General features: G+C 37.6%; 19 protein-coding genes. 13 read left to right on the forward strand and 6 right to left on the reverse strand.

The window, feature by feature from the left end; all coding sequences use genetic code 11:
* Positions 1-20 precede the first annotated feature (20 nt).
* The 3 genes from GFH32_RS08530 to GFH32_RS08540 all read right to left on the reverse strand — a co-directional run bounded on the left by GFH32_RS08530 (position 21) and on the right by GFH32_RS08540 (position 4474).
* Positions 21-2117 (reverse strand): TonB-dependent receptor, encoded by a 2097-nt coding sequence (locus tag GFH32_RS08530; RefSeq protein WP_228384243.1) that lies wholly within the window; start codon positions 2115-2117, stop codon positions 21-23.
* Positions 2118-2198: 81 nt separating this feature from the next.
* Entirely contained in the window at positions 2199-3488 is a 1290-nt protein-coding gene (locus tag GFH32_RS08535) for a BamA/TamA family outer membrane protein (protein ID WP_153511144.1), read from the reverse strand.
* Positions 3489-3547: 59 nt separating this feature from the next.
* The gene (locus GFH32_RS08540) at positions 3548-4474 is read right to left on the reverse strand and encodes a 1-aminocyclopropane-1-carboxylate deaminase/D-cysteine desulfhydrase (protein ID WP_153511146.1); all 927 of its coding nucleotides are present in this window, start codon (positions 4472-4474) and stop codon (positions 3548-3550) included.
* 95 nt (positions 4475-4569) lie between these two features.
* Here GFH32_RS08540 and GFH32_RS08545 point away from each other — a divergent pair, with 95 nt between their 5' ends.
* Positions 4570-5601 (forward strand): RluA family pseudouridine synthase, encoded by a 1032-nt coding sequence (locus GFH32_RS08545; RefSeq protein WP_153513036.1) that lies wholly within the window; start codon positions 4570-4572, stop codon positions 5599-5601.
* A 16-nt stretch (positions 5602-5617) separates the two neighbouring features.
* Positions 5618-6475, forward strand: a complete 858-nt coding sequence (locus GFH32_RS08550) for an aminotransferase class IV (RefSeq protein WP_153511148.1) — start codon at positions 5618-5620, stop codon at positions 6473-6475.
* Positions 6476-6586: 111 nt separating this feature from the next.
* On the opposite strand, the gene GFH32_RS08555 is transcribed toward GFH32_RS08550, so the two are convergent.
* Positions 6587-7177: a YceI family protein gene (locus tag GFH32_RS08555; RefSeq protein WP_153511150.1), complete on the reverse strand. Its 591-nt coding sequence runs from the start codon at positions 7175-7177 to the stop codon at positions 6587-6589.
* A gap of 456 nt (positions 7178-7633) precedes the next feature.
* Positions 7634-8251 (reverse strand): hypothetical protein, encoded by a 618-nt coding sequence (locus GFH32_RS08560; RefSeq protein ID WP_153511152.1) that lies wholly within the window; start codon positions 8249-8251, stop codon positions 7634-7636.
* 303 nt (positions 8252-8554) lie between these two features.
* Here GFH32_RS08560 and GFH32_RS08565 point away from each other — a divergent pair, with 303 nt between their 5' ends.
* Positions 8555-10216, forward strand: a complete 1662-nt coding sequence (locus GFH32_RS08565; protein ID WP_153511154.1) for an ABC1 kinase family protein — start codon at positions 8555-8557, stop codon at positions 10214-10216.
* A 72-nt stretch (positions 10217-10288) separates the two neighbouring features.
* Here GFH32_RS08565 and GFH32_RS08570 read toward each other — a convergent pair whose 3' ends face one another.
* Positions 10289-11179 carry a DUF3078 domain-containing protein gene (locus tag GFH32_RS08570; RefSeq protein WP_153511156.1) on the reverse strand — a complete coding sequence of 297 codons (891 nt, stop codon included), beginning with the start codon at positions 11177-11179 and terminating at the stop codon, positions 10289-10291.
* Between the two features lie 556 nt (positions 11180-11735).
* On the opposite strand from GFH32_RS08570, the gene GFH32_RS08575 reads away from it, so the two are divergent.
* The 10 genes from GFH32_RS08575 to GFH32_RS08620 all read left to right on the forward strand — a co-directional run bounded on the left by GFH32_RS08575 (position 11736) and on the right by GFH32_RS08620 (position 22834).
* Complete coding sequence (locus GFH32_RS08575) at positions 11736-13013, forward strand: MraY family glycosyltransferase (protein ID WP_228384244.1); 1278 nt, start codon at positions 11736-11738, stop codon at positions 13011-13013.
* A gap of 6 nt (positions 13014-13019) precedes the next feature.
* Positions 13020-13979 (forward strand): NAD-dependent epimerase/dehydratase family protein, encoded by a 960-nt coding sequence (locus GFH32_RS08580; protein WP_153511158.1) that lies wholly within the window; start codon positions 13020-13022, stop codon positions 13977-13979.
* A gap of 231 nt (positions 13980-14210) precedes the next feature.
* Positions 14211-15641 carry a lipopolysaccharide biosynthesis protein gene (locus GFH32_RS08585; RefSeq protein ID WP_153511160.1) on the forward strand — a complete coding sequence of 477 codons (1431 nt, stop codon included), beginning with the start codon at positions 14211-14213 and terminating at the stop codon, positions 15639-15641.
* Positions 15642-15792: 151 nt separating this feature from the next.
* The gene (locus tag GFH32_RS08590; protein WP_153511162.1) at positions 15793-16725 is read left to right on the forward strand and encodes a glycosyltransferase family 8 protein; all 933 of its coding nucleotides are present in this window, start codon (positions 15793-15795) and stop codon (positions 16723-16725) included.
* A gap of 28 nt (positions 16726-16753) precedes the next feature.
* A complete protein-coding gene (locus GFH32_RS08595) occupies positions 16754-18103 on the forward strand; it encodes a Gfo/Idh/MocA family oxidoreductase (protein WP_153511164.1) in 1350 nt (449 codons plus the stop codon).
* Entirely contained in the window at positions 18096-18830 is a 735-nt protein-coding gene (locus GFH32_RS08600) for an SDR family NAD(P)-dependent oxidoreductase (protein ID WP_153511166.1), read from the forward strand. The genes GFH32_RS08595 and GFH32_RS08600 overlap by 8 nt, the downstream gene beginning before the upstream one ends.
* Before the next feature lie 11 nt (positions 18831-18841).
* Positions 18842-19729: a LicD family protein gene (locus tag GFH32_RS08605; protein WP_153511168.1), complete on the forward strand. Its 888-nt coding sequence runs from the start codon at positions 18842-18844 to the stop codon at positions 19727-19729.
* A gap of 52 nt (positions 19730-19781) precedes the next feature.
* Complete coding sequence (locus GFH32_RS08610) at positions 19782-20663, forward strand: glycosyltransferase family 2 protein (protein ID WP_153511170.1); 882 nt, start codon at positions 19782-19784, stop codon at positions 20661-20663.
* 97 nt (positions 20664-20760) lie between these two features.
* Positions 20761-21831 (forward strand): GDP-mannose 4,6-dehydratase, encoded by a 1071-nt coding sequence (gene gmd, locus GFH32_RS08615; RefSeq protein ID WP_153511172.1) that lies wholly within the window; start codon positions 20761-20763, stop codon positions 21829-21831.
* Between the two features lie 10 nt (positions 21832-21841).
* Entirely contained in the window at positions 21842-22834 is a 993-nt protein-coding gene (locus tag GFH32_RS08620; protein ID WP_153511184.1) for a glycosyltransferase family 2 protein, read from the forward strand.
* Positions 22835-22847 lie beyond the last annotated feature (13 nt).

The following is a 22847-nucleotide window of genomic DNA, read 5'->3' on the forward strand; positions in this document are numbered from 1 at the left end:
CGTTTTCTATTAATCGTTTTTTACATCATCAGCTTCAAGCCAGCATAATAATTACGCGGTGGAGCGGCATTGTAGAATCGGTTTCCCATGGCATTGATGTCGTTTCCTAAGCTGTATTTTTCATCCAATAGATTGTCTGCGCCTACGAAGAACTGCACTTTGCGCTGCTTCAAAATGGCTGTTGTCCACGCTAGTTTTGCTTGCAGCAAATCGTATTTCTTCGCGTAAAAACTATTCGCATCATTCAATGGAATAGACGAGCAGTGGTTATGATAGAGGTTAATTTCAAATTGCTTCGGCAATTCAAAGGAAAGGGTATTCGCCCACATCCATTTTGGGATCGATGTGACTTGATTACCGGTGTAGTCCTTGTCATCGACCAGGTATTTCGTGAATGAATAATCTTGATAGGTCAGGTTGGTCGAGAAAATTAAGCTTCTGACAAATAAGCCTTGCTCAGGGCTGATAATTTGGGTTAAAACACTAGCTTCTATTCCTTTTTGGTCGATTTCACCTGCGTTATTGAAGTACTCGGCACCGCCAGCATCCAATTGTCTAACGATTCCGTTTTTCATGCGGTATTGATAGGCCGCCAAATCAGCTATGATTCGACGATTTTTGGTTTCATAGCGTAATCCTGCTTCGTAGTTTACGCCATCCTCAGGATTTAAATCTCGGTTGATTTGATTGTTAGAGGAGCGAACTTCGGAGATTGTCGGTGTAGAATAACCTTTAGAAATAGATGCTCTGATGGCAAATTCTGGAAGTACTAAGTAGGAGAGTCCTAGTCTTGGCATCCAGCTGTTTTTAAAATGTTTATCACCCTTGATCGGATTGGCATTATTGGCCTTTTGTTCAAAGTCTATATTGTTCAGGTTGAGACCAATTGATCCCTCAGCAATTAGGCGTTGTGCGATTTTTGCTTTTACGCGATAGAAATAGAAATGTTGAAGGTTTTCAAGCTGATCGTCGTAGTTGAGGGCACCCTTATCACCGAAATTGTTCTCGTAGTTCTTAATGGCATACCAACCTTTTTGTCCTTCAGCACCCAATTGCATTTCCCATTGAAATCTTTCAGATTGGTTTTCTTCGTATGAAAGATAGGTGCGTAATCCGAAGTTTTTCTCTTTTCGCGTTTCGTAGTTTGTTACGAATGGGTTTTTAAAATCGGTATAGCTTCCGAACAGGGCGATTACATGCTTTAGTTGCGCATTGAATTGATAGCTATGTGTAATTCCAGCGATGCTCGTTTTGTTATAGATTGCGGCTTTTTGATCCGCAGCACTTGGAAAAGGACCGCCTGCAGGTCTTGCTTGTCGTGGATTTTCGAGATACTGCGCTTCGGTAAGTCCTCCTGGTGTTTCATAACCTAAATCGGCATATAAGGCTAGGAATTTCAGTTCTCCTTTTGGACTATAAGCCCATTGATGGGCGGTTTGGAAGAATTTCTTGTTTAAACCGCTTTGATCACGATAGCCATCGGATCGTAAGAAGGCTTGGCTAAAGGAAAAGTTATATTTTTTATTGACCTGCTGTTCAATATTGAGCTGCTCTTGGAACATGCCATACGATCCGCCCGCTAATAGCAAAGAAACATCGTTGTTTTTTTGAGTGGTGAGACCATTCGGCATAATGCGTACGACGCCGCCCGTATTCGGTCCGTAGAGTGAGCCGTCGGGCCCTTTGATGATTTGAATATTATCGATACCAACGGGATCGATAATATTGAGGTATGTATTTCCGCTGGCGTCGGTAAAAGGAATTTCATCGAGGTATATTTTAGTATTTCGAACTCCAAATGGGGAACGTATCATACTCCCGCGAAGGGCTAATCGATAGCTTCCTGGAGAACGTTCTTCCATGCGAATGCCCGGAGTACTATTCATAGCACTCAGGATAGTGCTTGTTGATTGCGCTTGTAAAAGCTTCTTGCTGACCACTCGCGCAGAACTCGTCATATCGAGCATGGCTTGCGAATTGAAATGCGCCTTGATTTCTATCGGTGCAATTTCAGCGAGTGTGGTATCGGTTTTCGGTGTTTGCGCTTGCGCGTTTAGGATGCTATAGGAAAGTAGGAGTATGGTTAAAATAGATTTCTTCGAAAAAACAAACATCATGTTCAGGTTGATTTGTCTGCAAAATACCGAAAAAAAAGAATTTCTTAGCTACTTGTCCTATAAATATAAGTCGTAAAACGGCTAAAATGCATCGTTTAAGCCTAGAAATAGACCTCTTTGACCAAACTTGCCAAAAGCATAGTCGATACATAGGTTGGTACGCGTCGCTTTATTGAATAGGACACGCAGACCAGCACCTGCTGCCGGTTGCCAGTGTTGGAATAACTTGGTTCCCATTTGATCGTTGGTGCTTTGTACATTGGCAAAAACAACGCCACTCAGGAATTGATTGCGAAGGATAGGGTAGCGATATTCAACTTCCGAGTAGAAATAAGACATGCCTTTGAAATAGCCCATCGTATAGCCTCGACCACTTCGGGCATATGGATCCTTACTGGTTCCAGGTAGATCGATATAAGGTAGTTTTCCGCCTAATTTATAAGATCCGAAATTCCAAAATGCCAGGACATGGTTTGGTCTTCTGCTGGATAGTTGCCAGTATTTTCGGAAATCTGTTTGTAGTTGGTATGCATTATGTTGGGAGCCCATCCATTCTTGGTTCATCCGTAAAACGACGTCCGCGTAGATTCCTTTATGTGCACTATTAGGATTATCGCGCGTTGTATACTGCATATTCAACATCAGTCCGTTGTTGTTGATGTTAACAGGATCAAAGTTGTTCCATCGGCTGTAGATTTGGCTGGGCGACATGTTCTCGTCGCTTCCTAAGGTTTCCAGACCACGTTTTAACTCGAAGAATACTCCAGCACCGACGAAGGCACCGGGAAAAAGTTGCTTATAGATCCGCTCGTTGATCGTATAGGCGGTAAATTTATTGACAAAGCGATGTCGCTCGGGATTGTTGATAATCAGTTCTTCTTCCGTTGGATTCTCTAATGGGATCCCCATACCTATTCCGTAATCTAATCCTACGGCCTTGGCGACCATGACGTTACCTTTAATGTTCCATTTGTTGGAGGGCGTGTAAATATCATGAATTAAATAGCCTACGATAATACCTCTTGTTGTATAACTTAAGGCGGCGGCAGCAATCGACATCTGCGTGTTGGGTTGGTTGCCCAATACTTTTCCACCTACGGCTTTAATTCCAATCTGTGCACCAATGGAAGGGTTGTAGTTGATATTTGGGAGGTAAGAAATTGGAGAGCGCTTTTTTGGCGTTGTGTCTTTTGGTTTTTTTGAAGGGATAATATCTTTGAAAAGGTCAACAATATCGTATAATTCCTGTGTGTTTCGCGTACTATCCTGCTGTTGTTTGGTGGTAACGCTATCTTGAATCAGTATTTGTTGCGCGTGAGTTGGCATAATATAAGCCAAGAGTAAGAACAAACTGATGAGGATTTTCCGCATGATTAAAGTATATGATTGATGTCTTTGTATATCAGTGTCGTTCACAATAAACAATAGGTTTAGTACATTGTTTTCACGAGCTCCTTTACAGACGCTAAATTATCGAATTTTTCATACATTCCTAGGAATCCTGTTAATCCGCCAGTATGAATTGCTAAAATCTTACTGTTGGGTTTAATATTGCCCTGTTTTACTTGGTCAAAAAGAGCGTACATCATTTTTCCAGTATAGGTAGGCTCGATCATAATGCCTGTTGTTTGTATTAAGCTATGTATAAACTCGAGGAGCTCAGGTTTGGTCTTGGCATACCCACCGAAATGATAGTCTGTATGGAGTCTCAGTTGGACGGTGTCAATTCCCCAATCTTGAATATCTTTTTGAATAAAATCGCCGCCCTTTAAAACGGGGATTGCATGTACAATGCTGTTCTCTTTGCGTTTTGTGATTGCCGATAAGATGCCGGCGCAGGTAGTTCCTGTTCCAGCGGCAAGGAATATATCGCTGTAGGATTCTGTTAGTTCCTCAACTATAGTTTCACAGCCAATAATACCTTCTTTGCTGCGTCCACCTTCATCAACAAATAGCGCGGAATCCCTATTGAAATGTGACTCGAATAAAGCATACTTGTCCTTATAAGCTGTTCGATCTACAAAAATTAGATGCATACCAAACAGTTTGCAGAGACTGAGGACTGGGTTTGAAACGTCTTCGCCACGAACGAACGCATAGGTTTTTAGTTGGAACTGCGCTCCGGCAGCTGCACTTGCCAATAAATGGTTTGACCAAGCACCGCCGAATGTAACTAACTTATTTATTTTTAATTGCTTCATATGGCTAATATGAAGTTTTAGTTTTCTCCATTTATTTCCCGAGATAAATGGATGTATCATATCGTCACGTTTAATGGCGAGTTCGATATTTTTTTCCGTCAACAGGGGATGGGCTATGTGTTGTACAGGACTATATATAGGGAATTCGAGCGACATGGGGTAAAGTTAAGGATTAATCTATTTGTTGAAACTGCCGAATGTAAAATAAGGAAGCTTAGGTACATCAGGTGAAAAATATTACTTTTGTGGCTATGACGGAAGAATTGGATTTAGAACAGGACGAACAAGAACTTTTTGAGCATTTACGTATCGTTGCCGACAAGGGGCAGGCGGCTTTACGCTTGGATAAATTCTTAATGAATCGTGTGGAAAATACCTCGAGGAATCGCATTCAGAATGCGATTGATTCGGGTTCTGTTTTAGTGAATGAGAAAGCTGTAAAAGCAAGTTACAAGGTGAAGCCTTTGGATGTTATTACGGTTGTTCTTCCAGACCCACCGCGGGATACCGAAGTCTATCCAGAAGATATTCCCTTGGATATTATTTATGAAGATGATGATGTCTTATTGGTTAATAAACAGGCGGGTATGGTTGTTCATCCTGGGTTTAATAACTATACCGGTACGCTGGTGAATGCGCTGACTTTCCATTTAAATCAATTGCCTACCTTGCCGGGGAATACTGGACGTCCGGGTCTCGTACATCGTATTGATAAAGATACTTCTGGTCTATTAATCATTGCAAAGAATGAGTGGGCAATGACTTTCCTGGCGAAGCAATTTTACGAACACTCTATAGCACGTAAATATATTGCTTTGGTTTGGGGCGATTTGAAGGAAGATGGCACGGTTACTGGCTATATTGGTCGGAACATGAAAGATCGTCGGATTATGGACATCTATGATGATCCGGAGAAAGGGAAATGGTCTGTTACGCATTATAAGATTTTGAAACGTTTGGGCTATGTAACCTTAGTGGAGTGCCAATTGGAAACTGGGCGTACACATCAAATTCGCGCGCATATGAAGTTTATCGGTCATCCCTTATTCAATGATGAGTCTTATGGTGGTCATAAGATATTAAAGGGAACGACGTTCACGAAATATAAGCAGTTTGTTGATAATTGTTTTGCTTTATTGCCAAGACAAGCCTTGCATGCGAAGAGCTTAGGCTTTGAGCATCCAAAGACTAAAGAATTTTTACATTTTGAAGTACCAATACCTGAGGATTTCCGTTTAGCATTAGAGAAGTGGGAAAACTATAGTACAAACACAGTAGATTAGATAGGATAGAGGAAATATGCCGATACAATATATAAACTTTAATGGGAGTTTAGTACCCGAAGATATGGCCGTTTTAAGCGCAGATAATCGTGCTTTTCGCTATGGTGATGGATTATTTGAGACGATGTTATGGAAAGACGGCGATATTCGTTTTTTAGATTTTCACGTTGAACGCTTGCAAGAAGGCATGTCCTTGTTGCAGTTTGAAGATACCGGTATTTTTGATACTTTTTTTGTTCGCAGTAAAACCGAGGAACTGATTCGCAAGAATAATATGATGGGTCAGGTTCTACGCGTACGCCTAATTATTTTCCGAATGGGGGCTGGACTTTATGGTCCAGAGTCTAACAAGGCTGGCTATGTGCTGCAAGTGGAGCGCAAGCAAGAAACGCTACGGGATAAGAAATTGGGTTTAATAGTCGATTTATATACAGACTTTAAAAAGCCTTACAGCGAGCTTTCTAAGCTGAAGTCGAATAATGCTTTAGTTTATGTGATGGCGGGTATCTTCCGTAAGAAGCACGCCTTTGATGAAGTCTTTATCGTTAACCAAGCAGGAAATTTATGCGAGGCCTTGACTTCGAATATTTTTATCTACTACAATAAGGTTTTGTATACACCGGCATTGTCTGAAGGCTGTATTGCTGGGGTGATGCGTCGAGTGGTCATGGATATTGCGCTTTCTGAAGGTATTGAGGTTGTTGAAGCGGAGATTAAGCCGGACATTATGAAGGTTGCGGATGAGATTTTCTGTACCAACGCGACCCAAGGTATACAATGGGTTATGGGCTATAAACAAAAACGTTATTTTAATAAGATTTCAAGAGTATTCCAAGATCGTCTCGCGAATTGGACTTACGAAGTTGAAGAATAAACAAAAAAAGAGGCTATCCAATTTTTGGAAGCCTCTAATTTTGGAATAATGGAATAGTGTGGAATTCCATTATGTAAGTAGTTCTTGACTACTCCTAGGTATATATTACACTTAGTTCTTTACAAGTTCAGTATTGACAATGATTTTTACGTCAGAAGCCACGGCTTGTACACCAGTTGGCAATTTGTCATTGTAATTGATATGGTAATCCAGGCGGTTGATGCTTGTTGTTGCTGTAAAGCCCGCACGAGTTTTTCCCCATGGATCAGTGATAATTCCGTTGTTTTGCACGACTTGAAATACCACAGGTTTAGTGACATCACGAATCGTTAGGTCACCTTTTAACGTATAACGTCCTTTTTTTCCTTTGATTAATACGCCATTTGTCAATGTCATTTTTGGGAATTGCGCAGCATTAAAGAAGTCATCGCTTTTTAAATGTTGGTCTCTCGCATCGATACGCGTATCAATGCTGTTGACATCAATTTCAAAGGCAATTTTTGCTTGGTTAAAGTTGACGCTATCCGTTGTTTCTACAGCACCCGATAGGGTATTGAATGTTCCATCAACGAAAGAGATTCCCAGATGGTTAACTTCAAATCTTGCACTTGTATGCGCAGGGTCAACTGACCATTTTACTTGCGCAAAGGCTGTATTCGTTATTAATAATAAGGAAGCTAGGGCTGTTAATAATGTTTTCATAAATCTATTTTTTTATTATCTGCATAAATGATAAGGCAAAGTTGCCATTAAAATTTATTGCAAATATTGATCTATGTTAATAAATCTCGAAAACAGGAATTAGTTTGTCATAAAATTATCAGAACTCACGAGATTTGCTATTCGTTGGAACTCGTTTTCCAGCATATTCTTATTAATTCAATTCTTGATTAAAATTTGGTAAGGTGCACTATGCTTTTTAAAATAGTGAATTAACATTATTCAATATTTTAATTGATATTGTTAAGATATGATAATTTTTAACTAATTACTAATTCTTTTTTTAAAGAAGTGCTTTTTAGTATTTGTTTTAAAAAGTAGAATTCTTCTTAATGTTCTCATCCATAGAATATAGACTTCGATTCATTTGGTCTGTGGATTGTTGAAAACTTGTATAACAATTTCAATACATTGAGACATGGTTCACACTTGCTGAGATTAGGCTAGTTTTTTAAGCAACTTAGTGATTCGTTTTTGTTGACTTTCTTTGGGTAGGTCGTTTAGACGTTGGTTCAAGGCGGTTTTAAATATTTCTTGGAAAGGCTTCGGCAGTTCTTTCATGATTTCTTCAGCATACATGGGGTATTGATTGTCTGGAGCCTGTTTTAGTTGCTTCAATAGTCTATGGAAGGTTTCTTCTTGCAGTTCAGCGTGTTTTAGGAGCTTCACGAGTGTTTTTACAAAATTATCGCGGGTAATGACGGATCCTTGCGTGGCGGCTAGCTCAAGCTGATCCAAAGAATCGACAATTTGCGATGCTGTTTGATCGGCGATGCTGTAAATTGCAGTCATTGCTCCCCATTGAAGACGATTGTTTTTACTGCTCAATAGGTACAGGAAAATGGAGAAATAAGGGGCGATTAATGTGGGCTTTCTTTCTGCGATTTCATAGAGAGTCTTTATACAATCATTTTGAAGCTTTCTATTGGATAGGTTTTCGAGCAATTCATTGATGGCCTCTTGGTCTTCATTTGCTGCGATCTGTATCGCTAAAGCAATATTTGCCGTTTCATCTTTTAATCCTTGAGCTGTTGAGAGTTTGCTTAATATGGACATAACACCTTATTTTCTGTTGTTGATAATTGGTTCTTATTCGCTTGAACAAATATAAACATCGCTATTTAATTTGTTGATGAAATCGGTACGTCATAAAATCAATTAATTTTTGGTATTAGTATGTTTTGGAACGGTTTTGTCTTCATTGCTATAGATGTTCAAACTAAAGTGAGCTTATAATCGTTATGCTATAGGATTCGATAATATATAATCAAATAGTGAAATGAAGCTTATTTTTTAAATAACATCAGATTGATATCTTCCGATATTATAATTCGTATCTTAATAAAAATTGGGTAGTGCATGCAATTTAACGGTTTTCAAAAAATTAAAAGGGTAGGTCAGATCTTGAAGATCCTATCGAAACATGGTTTTGATGAGATTATTTCGCGTTCAAATATTGATCGATTACTTCCAGATAGCTTTTTATTTTGGAACAATCATGCGAAGAAGATCTTTGAGGACGATTTTAATACGCGTATCCGTATGGCAATCGAAGAGCTCGGGCCGACGTTTGTGAAGCTTGGGCAATTATTGAGTAATCGTCCGGATATTATTCCAAAGGATTTGCAAGAGGAGCTTGTCAAGTTGCAGGATGATGTGATGCAAAGCCCGATTGATTTGCGTGCGGTATTGGCTTCGGAATTGGAGATCGATTTGGATGCTCATTTTTCGGAGATCAATGTGGTTCCTATCGCTTCGGCGTCCATAGCACAAGTGTATAAAGCGAAATTGATCAATGGCCAAGATGTTGCACTGAAAGTTAAACGTGCGGGAATTGATGAGGTTATTCGTGCAGATTTGGACTTTATCAAGGATCTGGTGCAGCTTCTACAGCGCAAATATGAGGTTATTTACAAGATGAATCTCTATCAGATCGTGCTTTCCTTTGAAAGTTCATTATTAAATGAGCTTTCATTCACCAATGAATTGAATAATATCGAGCGCTTTCGTCGGAATTTTGCCTTGAATAATGATGTTTATGTTCCGAAAGTGCACCGTCAGTACAGTACCGACAGGGTTTTATGTCTTGAATTTATTGAGGGGGTTAAAGTTAATGATCTGGAAGGCTTTAAGCGATATGGCTTGTATACGAAGTCTGTTCTTCAAAATGTTTTAGATCTTTACTTGGAGCAAGTGCTGATGCATGGTTTCTTCCATGCGGATCCTCATCCTGGAAATGTCTTGGTTAATAAACGAGGGCAGGTGGTTTTTCTAGATTTTGGGGCTATGGGCTTTATGATTGCGCAGGATCGGAATATCATTGAGGCGATGGTGCTAGACTTCTTAGCGAATGATGCGAAAAGCTTGATTAAGAATATTAAGAAGTTAGCAGTCGTGCACCATATTGAAGATGAACGTCGCTTGGAGCGGGATGCTTACGAGATTTTTGAAATGATTAAGCAAAATGCGTTAGATGATATCGATATCTCGGTTATGCTCCAAAAGTTAAATATTGTTTTGCAGAGCAATCATATCTTACTTCCCGATTTCGTGTACATATTACTTCGCGGCGTTTCTATATTAGAGGGTACCGGTCGGCAGTTGGATGCGGAGCTTAATGTCCCGGAGAGTATTGAGCCATTTGCGAAAAAGATTGCCCAAGAGAAGCTTTCCGCGGAGTATTTAATACAACAATTAAAAGAGAAGGCGAAGTTTGCGAAAGACGTGTTGACGGAAGTGCCTGTTGATCTTTTAGAGCTTCTAGAGAAAGTTAAAAACGACAAGGTGACTTTAAATCATAAGATGCAAGATTTTGATAATCTGCAGCTTATTTTACATCGAATGGGGAATAAGTTTCTATTATCAATTCTAGCGATGACCTTTGGTGTAGGGGCGAGCATTATGGCGCATGGTAGGGTTGGTTATTTGGTTTGGGGCATTCCTGTCTTGTCTTGGTTTGGCTTTATTGCAAGTTTCATCATTTGCTTTGCCTTGCTAAACCACCTTTATAAGAGTAAATAGTGACATAGCTATAAAACAAGATAAGACAGCCAATTGCTGTCTTATCTTGTTTCTGGTCGTTTTATTTTAAAACTAGAATTTATAAGTTACGCCAGCACCGAGTACTTGTCTAACTTGTAAACCTGGCCCTTTTGTTCCATCGCTTTTAGGAACATCGATATTGTCATCATAGATTAATTGCGCTGCGGCATTAACTGAGATAAATTTATTGACCTGCATTTTCAGGTTGGCTGTATAATCTACATCAACGTTTTGTGGATCTTGTAGATAGTTTGAATATAGTTTTAGGATATTTTCTAAGGCGATATTCTCCATGATACCCAGTTTGTAATAAGCATCTAGGGAAGCACCAAATTCATTTCTTGAGAATTTATCGACATCTACATCGTAGAGTCCTCTCAAGCTTTTTGCGCCCACCATAATAAAGCGTGCTGCTGCTGGCGAAAGGTTAATTCTGAAGTTATCAGACTCCTTATAGGCGATACCTGGACCGAAGCTTAGATATGCTGGAGCGAATGCTTTTGAGATTAAGGTACCTGCATTGTCGTTATCATACGAATAACCATTTGCAAACTGTGTGTTGAAATTTAGGAAAACAGTATATAGCCATTTTTCTGCTGCTTGATACCCCAATAAACTGTTCAACGAGAATCGGTCATCGTTTTTTCGCCAATCTGTTTCTTTTTGGAAAGTCTGTCCATAAGCTGCCAATACCTTATTGTCCCAAGACCATTTGTCTTTCTTGTAGTTGAAGTCATAGTTGAAGATTAGATTTCCAGCCATGGAATTAATTCCTCCGGCAGCCCAATTGGAGAAGGAACTTTGATTAATTAAAAAGGTGTTTTCACCTTTAATAGTCCATGTTTTTGTGGTATCCACGGCAGCTGTCTCCGTTTCTTGCGCGGAAACATTTAATGTGAATACGGTTGCGATCGTTAGTGTTGCAAGTTTTAAAAGATTCATATATATGACGTTAGCTTTTATTAATTGAGGGCAAAAATAGGGAATGGACGTTTTTCTTGACAAGCAGATTTATTTTAATGTTGTAACATTAGTTATTTGGTTCATTTAAATTTTATTTTAAAATGTATTGATATGCAGTGTTTTATATTGGTTTTTAGTCTTGAGTTCTTACTGATAGAAAGCAGACTTTATTGAGTTTCGCATGTAACTTTTTGTACTTTTTACAATAAATCTGCTTAAAATACCGTTGCGTTCGACCTAATTCCTGTTATAAATGCTTTATACTGTGACAAATTGCCCTCATTTCGATGCTGCTCAAAATTGGTTAATGTTCGATGTAGTGTTATGATGAAATATAAACTAATACTTAGCTAATTCTGAGTTTACCGACTTTAAAGGTTGTTTTAAAGAAAAAACGTCGTTTATGAACAGTGAACCTGTTTAATTCTGTGTTAAGGGTAGGTTTTAATGGTTTTCTATGGCTTGTCGGTCGTTCACTACAAATATATTTTTGCGGGGTTCAATCTAGAAATATAGCCTTGTTGAAAGCTTATTTTTGCTGCACAGATGGAAAATATTCAGCTTAACGATTGAATCGGAAGGTGTTTTTCAAGATCACTATCAGGAGAAACAGGATTCGAATTTGTCTGATACTAAATCAAACGAACAATTCGCACAAAGCATTAATTACTTAAAAGAGGAAATTTTGAAATTATTAGTTGTATTCATCCCTTTCATAATTGCTATCATGATTAATAGGGCCTTTATACCTTTTATCATGTTAGTGACTTATAAGAAGCGACTATTCGATCCTATTGATGAGCGGAAGATTCATCGTCGAATAATTCCACGCTTGGGAGGCGTTTCTTTTGCTCCGGTGCAGTGTTTACTGCTGGTGATTACCATGACTTTAGTGTTTAAGGCGAATCTAGTCAACATTGATGTACAATCTTGGGCTTTCTTATCTCATTTTATGATGCTCGTCTGTGGATTGGTAATTTTATCGATGGTAGGTATTGGTGATGATTTAATTGGTGTTAATTATAAATGGAAATTTGTAACTCAAATTTTAGTTGCGTCTTTACTTCCTCTTTCTGGATTATGGATTAACGACTTGTACGGTTTAGGCTTTATTGTGAAAATACCATTTTGGATCGGTATGCCACTTACTGTGTTTGTAATCGTTTTGATTATCAATGCTATCAATTTGATTGATGGCTTAGATGGACTTTGTTCTGGCTTAGTCGGTGTCAGCTGTCTTGTATTGGGCTCCTTGTTTGTTTTTTACGGCGCTTGGGTTCATGCCTTATTTGCTTTTATTACGCTAGGGGTGCTCATTCCATTCTTCTACTACAATGTTTTTGGGACGAAGAAGCGTAGACGTCAAATCTTTATGGGGGATACGGGCAGTATGACTTTGGGTTTTTCAGTGGCGTTTCTTGCGATTAGTTTAGCGATGAACAATCAATACATCAAGCCTTTTTCTGAAGGAGCGCTTGTTGTTGCCTTCTCTACATTAATCATCCCAGTATTTGATGTAGCGCGTGTTATGCTTGTTCGTTGGAGACTTGGCAACCCAATATTTAAACCTGATCGTAATCATTTACACCATAAATTCCTACGTGCCGGTATGACGCACCGTACGGCAATGATTTCCATTATTGGATTAGCACTTTTCTTTAGTATATTTAATATTGTATTGGTTGAGTATGTCAATAATAACGCTGTTTTTATACTTGATATAGTTATGTGGGTTGTTTTCCACCTAATTTTTAACCGATTGGAAAAGCGTAAAGTCATTGAGCGAGTTCAGCTTTATATAAATTTATTATAACTTAAAATGAATATATCTATTATTGGAGGTTCTGGATTTGTTGGAACTCAACTTATCGCATTACTCCGAAAATCAGCTAATCTACAGATAAAGAATATTGATAAACAAGCTAGTGCTACTTTTCCTGAATTAACGAGTATTGCAAATGTATTAGATACTGATGCGTTAAAGCGGGAGTTAGTGGGTGCTGATCTAGTTATATTATTGGCGGCTGAGCATAGAGATGATGTAACGCCAACAAGCTTGTATTACGACGTGAATGTACAGGGCATGCGCAATACGTTAGAAGCTATGCAACATAATGGGGTTAGTCGTTTGATTTTCACGAGTTCGGTGGCTGTATATGGCCTTGATAAGCCTAATCCTACAGAAGACTCAGCGAAAGAGCCGTTCAATCACTATGGTATTAGCAAATGGGAAGCGGAGAAAGTATTGGATGCCTGGGCTAAAGATCATGAGGATTGGAATATTAATATTATTCGTCCGACGGTTATTTTTGGTGAAGGTAATCGAGGTAACGTTTTTAACTTGCTTAATCAAATTGCAACAGGCAAGTTTATGATGATTGGTAAAGGAAATAATCAGAAGTCTATGTCTTACGTAGGGAATATTATTGCTTTTATTCAATTTGTATTATTAGAGAAGCAAACCGGTTATAATATTTATAATTACGTTGACAAGCCTGATTTCACGACAAATGACCTAGTTTACCATACTGGTGAGATCCTAGGGAAAGAGATACCTACAGTGCATATTCCATATTGGTTAGGTATGATGGGCGGTTATGGATTTGATGTACTGGCGTTTATTACAAGGAAGAAGTTGAATATCAGTTCCGTTCGTGTGAAGAAATTCTGTGCGGTTACAAAATATGATTCTACGAAAGCAATGTCTTCAGGTTTTGTACCTCCTTATTCTTTGGAAGAGGGCTTGCATCGTATGTTGAAGGCAGAGTTTGGGAAGTAAAGAATTCGTGTTTTTATATGTGTAGTTCTTTAAAAATTAAGTTTTATTTGTTTTAGTTTGTTGATGAGGTATTGTTGTTCTTTTTGTATTGTTTACGAAATTGTTAATTATAATACCCAATCTTAAATTCAATAAATGAGTTCGAAGTCCGCCCAGATAACAAATAATGCCTTTAGTCTGTATATAAGGATGCTAATTACATTAGCAGTAAGTTTATATACGTCTAGAGTTGTGTTAAATGAGTTAGGAATATCTGATTTTGGGGTTTATAATGCTGTTGCGGGCGTGGTTAGTATGTTTGCTTTTGTAAACAACGCGATGGCTGGGGCAACGAGTCGATTCCTATCATTTGATCTAGGAAAAGAGGACTATCATGTCTTGTCAAAAACGTTCAATCTGAGTGTCTCGATACACTTAATAATTGCTGGATCGATATTAATTCTTGGAGAAACAATAGGTCTTTGGTTCGTTGCGAATAAACTGGTTATTCCAGCGGATCGTATGGAGTCGGCACTATGGGTTTATCATTTTTCTATAGTAGCAGCAGTTATTGGGTTTTTAACTGTTCCTTATTTGGCGATAATTAATGCCTATGAAAAAATGAAAATTTATTCAATGGTGTCAATTATCGAAGTTGTTCTCAGGTTATTGATTGTATTATTACTACCCTTTATCAAGTACGATAAATTAAAGACTTATGCTATTCTATCTAGTTTTATTTCAATTTTAGTTTTTGTCATCTTTTATGTTGTTTGTTTTCGATTGTTCCGAGAAACTCGTATCAAAAGGTTAATTTGGGATTCTGTTTTATTTAAACGAATGGCCGTTTTTGCAGGTTGGGTTATGAATGGCAATTTGGCATTTGTTGCCTATACACAAGGTATCAATATTTTACTGAACATATTTTTTGGTCCAGCTGTTAACGCTGCTCGAGGAATAGCACTTCAGGTTCAAAATGCTGTGAATAATTTTTCGCACAATTTTCAAAAGGCCATGAATCCGCAAATAACAAAGGCATATGCTGTTGGAGAAATTGAACGTATGCATCGGCTTGTATTCTCTAGTTCTAAGATTACGTTTTTTTTGGTGTTTATGGTTTTTATACCAATATATTTCGAAACAGACTTCATTCTAATGAAATGGCTAAATCAGGTGCCGGAGTATACTAGTATTTTCGTAAAATTAACGATGATTATTAGCGTAATTTCCAGCCTTAGTTATTCGTTGGTAGTTTCAATTCATGCTAATGGTAATATTAGGAAATTCCAACTTTGGGAGGGGGGAATTTTATTATTAATTATTCCAATTTCTTACGTTTTATTAAAAAGTGGTTTTGGTCCAACATCAACGTTAATAGTTCATCTAATAATAAGTATACTGGTACAAATAGTACGCGTATTGATTGTTAGTAAGGCGGTTGAATTCTCCAATCTTACCTATTTCAATAAAGTGTTACTAAAGCTATGTATTACAATTCCGTTTTGTATGGTTTTTCCATATATAATTTTCCATTATATGGAAGAGGGGTGGATCCGACTTTTATTGCTGAGTGTTGTTTCTTTACTTTCAGTTGGTGGCTTTGGATATCTGTTAGGATTGGATCAAACTGAAAAGGAGTTTGTCAACCATTTTTTAACTAAATTTAAGCGTAAGATGGCCTAAATAGCCTTGCGATACGAGTTGCGTTTAAGATAATTCTTTAATTTGGCGACGAAGGGTTGAGCATTGTACAATCCTAATTAAGTTCAGTTTCAAAAAGTTTAACCGAAAAATATTAATTAAGATAAAACTGTTATTATCAAGTATCGAGAAAATGAATAAAATTCCAGTTGTTTTTTGCTTTGATGATAATCTAGTTCTGGGTGCAGCTATAGCTATAAATTCTTTATTATTGAATTCCAATCCGGATACTTTTTATGAGATTTATGTACTGCATGATCAAGATGCTAAATTTCCCAAAACGAATTATTTCGAGCCTTTATTCGAAAAGTTTTCAAATTTTTCACTTGATTTTATAAATGTAGGCGACGAATTTAAGGATGCTTTTGAAATTCGAGGTATTACGATTGCTGCATATTATAGATTGCTCATTCCTAGGTTATTGCCGCAATATGATAAAATAATGTATCATGACGTGGATGTGATATTTCAAGATGATTTGACTGATATATTCTTGAATACCGATATGACCAATTATTATATTGCGGGGGTTGTATCTCCAGCATGTCTCGATGAGAAAGTTGCGTCAGATCGTAGGAACATGGGCCTAGATCCATTCAATTATATCCTTTCGGGTAATTTGATTATAAATTCCGCATTAATGTTATCTGACGACATTGTCGATAAATTTAAAGAAGAGGCTAAAAACAAATATTTATTTCAAGATCAAGATGTAATAAATATTGTCTGTCGAGGAAAGATTAAACTATTGCCAGTAACATTTTGCAGTACCGTAGGCGCATTTAAATTACTAGCAAATAATGTCGTTCAAACTATTTATCCACAAGAAGACTTATCATTGATGATAGACAAAGGTATAGTCCATTATAACGGACCGAAGCCTTGGAGTAACCTTTGTCCTAATTTTGATATTTGGTGGGAGTATTATCGGAAATCACCTTATTATTCCTCAAAACTTTATTTTGATTTTTTTAATAGGAAAATGGAAGAACATGATCGACTTCCTTTGTCAAAACGACTTAAGATCCTGTATAGATACTTTCGACATGGAAGAAAAAGCGATTAACGGGCCTTTAATTATATCCTAGATTATTATGAGAAAAGTGATAACGTACGGTACCTATGATTTATTTCATCAAGGACATTTGAATTTGCTAGAAAAAGCAAAAGCACTTGGTGACTATCTTATTGTTGGGGTTACGTCAGATAATTTCGATTTGGATCGTGGTAAATTAAATGTTAGACATAGTGTTCTACAACGAATTGAAGCAGTGAAAAATACGGGATTGGCAGATGAAATTGTAATTGAGGACTATATTGGTCAGAAGATCGACGATATCCAACGTTATGGTGTTGACATATTTGCAATTGGCTCGGATTGGGAGGGGAAATTTGACTATTTAAATGAGTATTGTAAAGTAATATATTTGCCTCGCACGGAGGGTATTTCTTCTACTCAGCTCCGTGCAGAGTCACAGAACACTTATAAAATTGGTGTAATCGGATCTGGTCGGATAGCACAACGATTTGTGCCAGAATCTGAATTTGTTAGTTCTGTAAGCGTTAGTGCTGTCTATAATCCAGACGAGTCAGAAGCAATAGCTTTCGCGAATAAATTTAATATCGATCATTATTCCTCCGACTTTAATGGGTTTTTGCAAAATGTCGACTGTGTGTATATTGCAAGTCCGCATTTATCTCATTATGAATACGCAAAGCAGGTTCTATTGGCGAATAAGCACGTGCTTTGTGAAATTCCACTCGTTCTTTCAGAAGCAGAAAGTAGAGAATTGTATGCCATTGCTTCGGAACGGAATTTAGTGTTTTTAGAAGCAAGTAAAACTGCTTTTTGCCCAGCCTTCATTCACCTCAATAATATGATTAAGAGTGGTGTGATAGGGCAAGTCGTAGATGTGCAAGCTTCGCTTTCAAAATTACAAGAAAGATCTTTACGGGAGTTTGATTCATTCCAAGCTGGCGGATCTTTTACTGAATTGGCGCCGTTACCAATAATGGCAATCATTAAGATTCTTGGTATGAAGATAAACGATGTTGAGTTTTACTCGAGAATTGATAATGAAGTCGATATCTACACAAAGGCAATTTTTAAATATGATGCTGCAATTGCCACTATTACATTAGGACTTGGCGTAAAAACTGAAGGTAACCTAGTAATTTCTGGTACAAAGGGATATGTCTATGTACCTGCCCCATGGTGGAAAACAGAGTATTTTGAGTTACGCTTCGAAGATCAAAACCTTAATCGTAAATTCTTTTACCCATACTTTGGAGATGGATTACGATACGAAATTCAGGAATTTATTTCGATGATTGACATGTCTAGGATAAAGTCATTTAAGCTTAATCCTGATGAATCGATTCTTATATCTAGAATAATTGAGAAGTATATAAGCAAAACTAAAGTAGTTTTATTAAATGGATAATCAAGGCAAAATTGCGATCGTCACTGGTGGAACGAAGGGAATAGGCAGAGGGGTAACAATGGAATTGCTGAGAAAAGGATTCTTTGTAATTATCACTTATTCTACCGATACCGCTGCTGCCGAAGAAATAAGAAGCCAAGTAGGCGATATGCATAAGCGGCTATCGATAATGAAGGTGAATCATTCGTGTAAGAATGATGTTTATTCCTTTTGCCAACAAATTAAAGAAGTGTATTCCAAGATTGATGTGCTAATTTGTAATGCAGGTCATACGAATAGAAAGCCTTATACCGATCAATCTGACGAGGAATTTGAGCAGGTAATGCAAGTTTCTCTGTTTTCACATAATACGATTATTCGGGAACTATTTCCTTTATTAAGTAGTTCTTCCCAAATAGTGTTTATAGGATCGATGATGGCAATTTATCCGCACGCAGTCAGTGTTGCGTATGGGGTAGCGAAAGCTGCCGTACACGCTTTAGCGATAAATTTAGTGAAGGAATTTGATGGATTAGGAACAACGGTCAACGTAGTTGCTCCTGGATTTGTAGAAACAGAATGGCAAGAAGGAAAATCTGCAGAAATTCGTGAGAGCATTTATAGCAAAACTGCTGCGGGGAGATTTGCTACGATTGAAGAAATCGTTAGTGCAGTGAATTTTTGTTTATCTAACTCGTTTGTTAACGGTAGTGTAGTAGAAGTCTCAGGTGGTTATAATTTTAAATAAGAAGTACTAATATGGACAATATGTCGGAAGGTAAGCTGTCTAATGAATACAAAGAGATTATTCTGGATGTATTTCGCGTGTTCATTTCCATTTGTGAAAAGTATGATCTTCAATATTTTTGTTGTGGAGGTACCGCAATTGGAGTTGTAAGACATAACGGAATGATTCCCTGGGACGACGATATTGACGTACTCATGCCTAGAGATGATTACAACAAATTCATTGATTTAATGAAAGTAGATTGTCCAGAAGGATTTGAGTTAGTAGATCCAAAGACTTTTGACCACTATTACCTACCATTTGCTAAGTTTTCAAATAATCGGACAACGGTTTTGGAACATTTGAATATTCCTTGCGTATTTGGAGTCAACATAGATATTTTTCCATTAGATGGTGCTGATTCGAATAAAGAATTCCTAGAGCGTGATTATCAGGAGTTCAAATTGAATGCAAATAAATTACGGGCAATAGCAAAAACGAAAAAGGATAATTTCAATGATTTTTTTAATCATTTGATAAAGTTTCAACTGAGAACAGCGCTCAACGAGGCTAGATATGCCTTCAATAAGAAAGAATCTCGAATTGGAATTTGGCAAAAAATAGAACATATACTATTGAAAAACAATTTATCCTCGAGCAATTTTGTCGGCAATTACGGGGGGATGTGGGGACTAAAGGAATTTTGTCCGAAAGAGTGGCTTAGCAAAGACGTTAATGGAGATTTCGAAGGTATAAAAGTTAAGTTACCAGGTGAATATGATAAATTGTTGACTCAAATGTATGGTGATTATATGACACCACCTCCGAAAGAAAAGAGGCAAAGTCACCACCATGTTGCTTACGTAGATTTAAATCGACGATTATCAATTTCTGAGATACGTAATCTACTCCAGCAATAATCGCAAACGTTTTTTGAACAACAATATTTCTCAAATTAATTATCGATAATAAATGAAAGTTGCAGTATTACTAACTGTTTTTAATAGGATTGAAAAAACACAAAAATGTTTGGATACGTTGTATCAAGCAACGCTTCCATTCTCGGATTTTGAATTCAAACTTTTTCTGACAGACGATGGTAGCAATGATGGTACTAGTGAAATAATAAAGTCTAGGTATCCCGATAAAAATATCGAGATCTTACCCGGTAATGGGCAATTGTTTTGGAACGGTGGAATGAACAACTCTTGGAGGCAAGCAATCAAAGAGGGAGGCTTCGATGGGTATCTTTGGCTTAACAATGATAGTATTTTACTGCCGAACTTATGGGAAGAACTTGTTGGAGCAGATCAATATGCAAAAGAGAAATTTGGAAAGGGTGGAGTTTATGTCGGGTCAACTTATAATAAGGAGCGAAATGGACTCAGTTATGGAGGATTTAAATTTACAAGTAAATGGACTTTGAAAAGTGAGTTTGTGATCCCGAATGGTGAGTTTCAAGATTGCGAAGCTGCTCATGGAAATATTACCTATGTATCTACTAATGTCGTTGAATCTGAAGGGGTTTTCTGTGACGAGTATGTGCATAGTGGCGGCGATCATGATTATTCTTATTTGGCTCATAAACATGGTTTTCCAGTATTTGTATTGAAGAACTATGTTGGAGTTTGTGAGAATGATCATTATCAAGGTTCAGGTGTTATCTTTCAAAATATGTCAATTAAGGAGCGGTTTAAATACTTAAAATCTCCTTTAGGCTACAACTTAAGCAATACATTATTATTTCAAAAAAGATGTTTTCCGTATCGTTATGTTCCAGTTTTGTTTGCTGGATATTTCCGAGCAATCTTTCCTGGAACTTACTATAGTCTTCTCAGGTTTTTAAGGAAATAATGAATTAACCATAACTTATATCAATACTAATCGTGATTATTGCGAATTGAATAAGTTATATTAAACAAAAAAACACTAACAATATTTAATCGAAGAAATGAAAACAGCTTTAATCACAGGTGTCACAGGTCAGGATGGTTCATATTTGGCAGAATTGCTGCTTGAAAAAGGATATATGGTTCACGGGATCAAGCGTAGAGCGTCATCGTTCAATACCCAACGTATTGACCATTTATATATTGATCAACATGAGCAACATGTTAGATTTAAGTTGCATTACGGTGATTTGACAGACTCAACAAACATTATCCGTATTATTCAAGAAGTACAACCAGATGAAATCTACAATTTGGGCGCGATGTCCCATGTAAAGGTCTCTTTTGATTCTCCAGAATATGTAGCAAATGTTGATGGTATTGGTACACTACGTATACTTGAGGCTGTTCGAATCCTAGGTTTAGAAAAGAAAACACGTATCTATCAAGCGTCGACTTCCGAGCTATACGGATTGGTGCAAGAGGTACCTCAGAAGGAAACAACGCCATTTTATCCTAGATCGCCTTACGGTGTTGCGAAAATTTATGGCTTTTGGATAACGAAGAATTATCGTGAAGCTTATAATATGTATGCATGTAATGGTATCCTTTTTAATCATGAGTCTCCGCGTCGTGGTGAAACGTTCGTAACAAGAAAGATTACTATGGCAACAGCGGCAATTGCCTTAGGAAAGCAAGACTGTTTGTATTTAGGAAATCTAAATGCACAACGTGATTGGGGACATGCAAAAGACTATGTGGAAGCTATGTGGCGAATCTTACAGCAAGATGTCGCAGAGGATTATGTTATTGCAACAGGTAAAACAACGTCTGTTCGCGACTTTATAAAGATGGCATTCCTTGAATTGGATATTGAGTTAGCTTTTCATGGAACAGATGCCGAAGAAACTGCGGAAGTTGTCTCTTGTTCAAACCCAGCATATCAAGTGGAAATTGGCAAGACGGTTGTGAAGGTAGACCCACAATACTACCGTCCAACAGAGGTCGACCTATTAATTGGTGATCCTACCAAGGCCAATGTTCAATTACAATGGATGCCTAAGTACGATCTGAAAGCATTGGTAGGAGAGATGGTTCAATCGGACGTTTCTATTTTGTCAAATACTAAGTAATTATCTAAGCGTGGGAGTTTCTGTATCAGTAATTGTTCCTATGTACAATGTTGCTCCATTTGTGGAGCGATGTGCGCGACAATTGTTTGAGCAAACCTTGGAAAACGTCGAGTTGATCTTCATAGATGATTGTTCTCCAGATAATAGTGCGTCGATTGTCGCAAATCTCTTGGAGAGCTACCCTAGCCGAAAGGAACAGGTACAAATCGTTCGTCACGAAGTAAATAAAGGGCTTCCCTCAGCTAGAAATACAGGTTTAAAAATTGCAAAAGGAGAGTTTGTTTTCCATTGTGATGGAGATGACTGGGTTGAAACAAATGCGCTAGAGCTGTTGTTTAATAACGCAAATGCACAAAATGCCGATATAGTATGGTGTGATTATTATTTGACGTTTAAAGATAATGAGCGCTATATGTCACAGCAAGCTATGCAAACAAGTAATGATCCACTTTATATTCTGGAGCAAACGCTCAGTGGAAGATTGAAATACAATGTTTGGAACAAGTTAGTAAAACGAGATCTCTACCTAGCACACGATATTACTTTCCCCGATGGATACGGTATGGGAGAGGATATGACCATGATTCAATTATTTGCAGTAGCAAAGCGCGTTAGTTATCTGCCCGAGGCACTATATCATTATGTACAGCTGAATTCTGAAGCGTTTACGAAAAAACCTAGTCCAAAGCATTTGGATGATATAAAATACAATGTGGATCGGGTCATTAAGTTTTTGGAGAATCGATATGCCAGTCAACTGGATGACTATATTCACTATTTTAAGCTGAATACCAAATTGCCCTTTTTAATATCGGCCGATCAAAGTTCATACGAACGCTGGTTATCTTTTTATCCAGAATCAAACGCTTACATTGAAAAGAACCCGTCGTTCAATTTTAGAACACGGTTTATTCAGAAGGCTGCTTTAAAACGACAGTTTTGGCTTATCAAGTTGTATTACTATTTCGTCATTAAAGTTGTTTATGGCCTTATTTATAAATAAGTAGGAATAAATT

The organism is Sphingobacteruim zhuxiongii, from assembly GCF_009557615.1.
Taxonomy (GTDB): domain Bacteria; phylum Bacteroidota; class Bacteroidia; order Sphingobacteriales; family Sphingobacteriaceae; genus Sphingobacterium; species Sphingobacterium zhuxiongii.

Bases quoted from the DNA above. Each gene is read 5' to 3' on its own strand.
- GFH32_RS08530 (WP_228384243.1), bottom strand. From the start codon at position 2,117: ATGATGTTTGTTTTTTCGAAGAAATCTATTTTAACCATACTCCTACTT.
- GFH32_RS08535 (WP_153511144.1), bottom strand. From the start codon at position 3,488: ATGCGGAAAATCCTCATCAGTTTGTTCTTACTCTTGGCTTATATTATG.
- GFH32_RS08540 (WP_153511146.1), bottom strand. From the start codon at position 4,474: ATGTCGCTCGAATTCCCTATATATAGTCCTGTACAACACATAGCCCAT.
- GFH32_RS08545 (WP_153513036.1), top strand. From the start codon at position 4,570: ATGACGGAAGAATTGGATTTAGAACAGGACGAACAAGAACTTTTTGAG.
- GFH32_RS08550 (WP_153511148.1), top strand. From the start codon at position 5,618: ATGCCGATACAATATATAAACTTTAATGGGAGTTTAGTACCCGAAGAT.
- GFH32_RS08555 (WP_153511150.1), bottom strand. From the start codon at position 7,177: ATGAAAACATTATTAACAGCCCTAGCTTCCTTATTATTAATAACGAAT.
- GFH32_RS08560 (WP_153511152.1), bottom strand. From the start codon at position 8,251: ATGTCCATATTAAGCAAACTCTCAACAGCTCAAGGATTAAAAGATGAA.
- GFH32_RS08565 (WP_153511154.1), top strand. From the start codon at position 8,555: ATGCAATTTAACGGTTTTCAAAAAATTAAAAGGGTAGGTCAGATCTTG.
- GFH32_RS08570 (WP_153511156.1), bottom strand. From the start codon at position 11,179: ATGAATCTTTTAAAACTTGCAACACTAACGATCGCAACCGTATTCACA.
- GFH32_RS08580 (WP_153511158.1), top strand. From the start codon at position 13,020: ATGAATATATCTATTATTGGAGGTTCTGGATTTGTTGGAACTCAACTT.
- GFH32_RS08590 (WP_153511162.1), top strand. From the start codon at position 15,793: ATGAATAAAATTCCAGTTGTTTTTTGCTTTGATGATAATCTAGTTCTG.
- GFH32_RS08595 (WP_153511164.1), top strand. From the start codon at position 16,754: ATGAGAAAAGTGATAACGTACGGTACCTATGATTTATTTCATCAAGGA.
- GFH32_RS08600 (WP_153511166.1), top strand. From the start codon at position 18,096: ATGGATAATCAAGGCAAAATTGCGATCGTCACTGGTGGAACGAAGGGA.
- GFH32_RS08605 (WP_153511168.1), top strand. From the start codon at position 18,842: ATGGACAATATGTCGGAAGGTAAGCTGTCTAATGAATACAAAGAGATT.
- GFH32_RS08610 (WP_153511170.1), top strand. From the start codon at position 19,782: ATGAAAGTTGCAGTATTACTAACTGTTTTTAATAGGATTGAAAAAACA.
- gmd (WP_153511172.1), top strand. From the start codon at position 20,761: ATGAAAACAGCTTTAATCACAGGTGTCACAGGTCAGGATGGTTCATAT.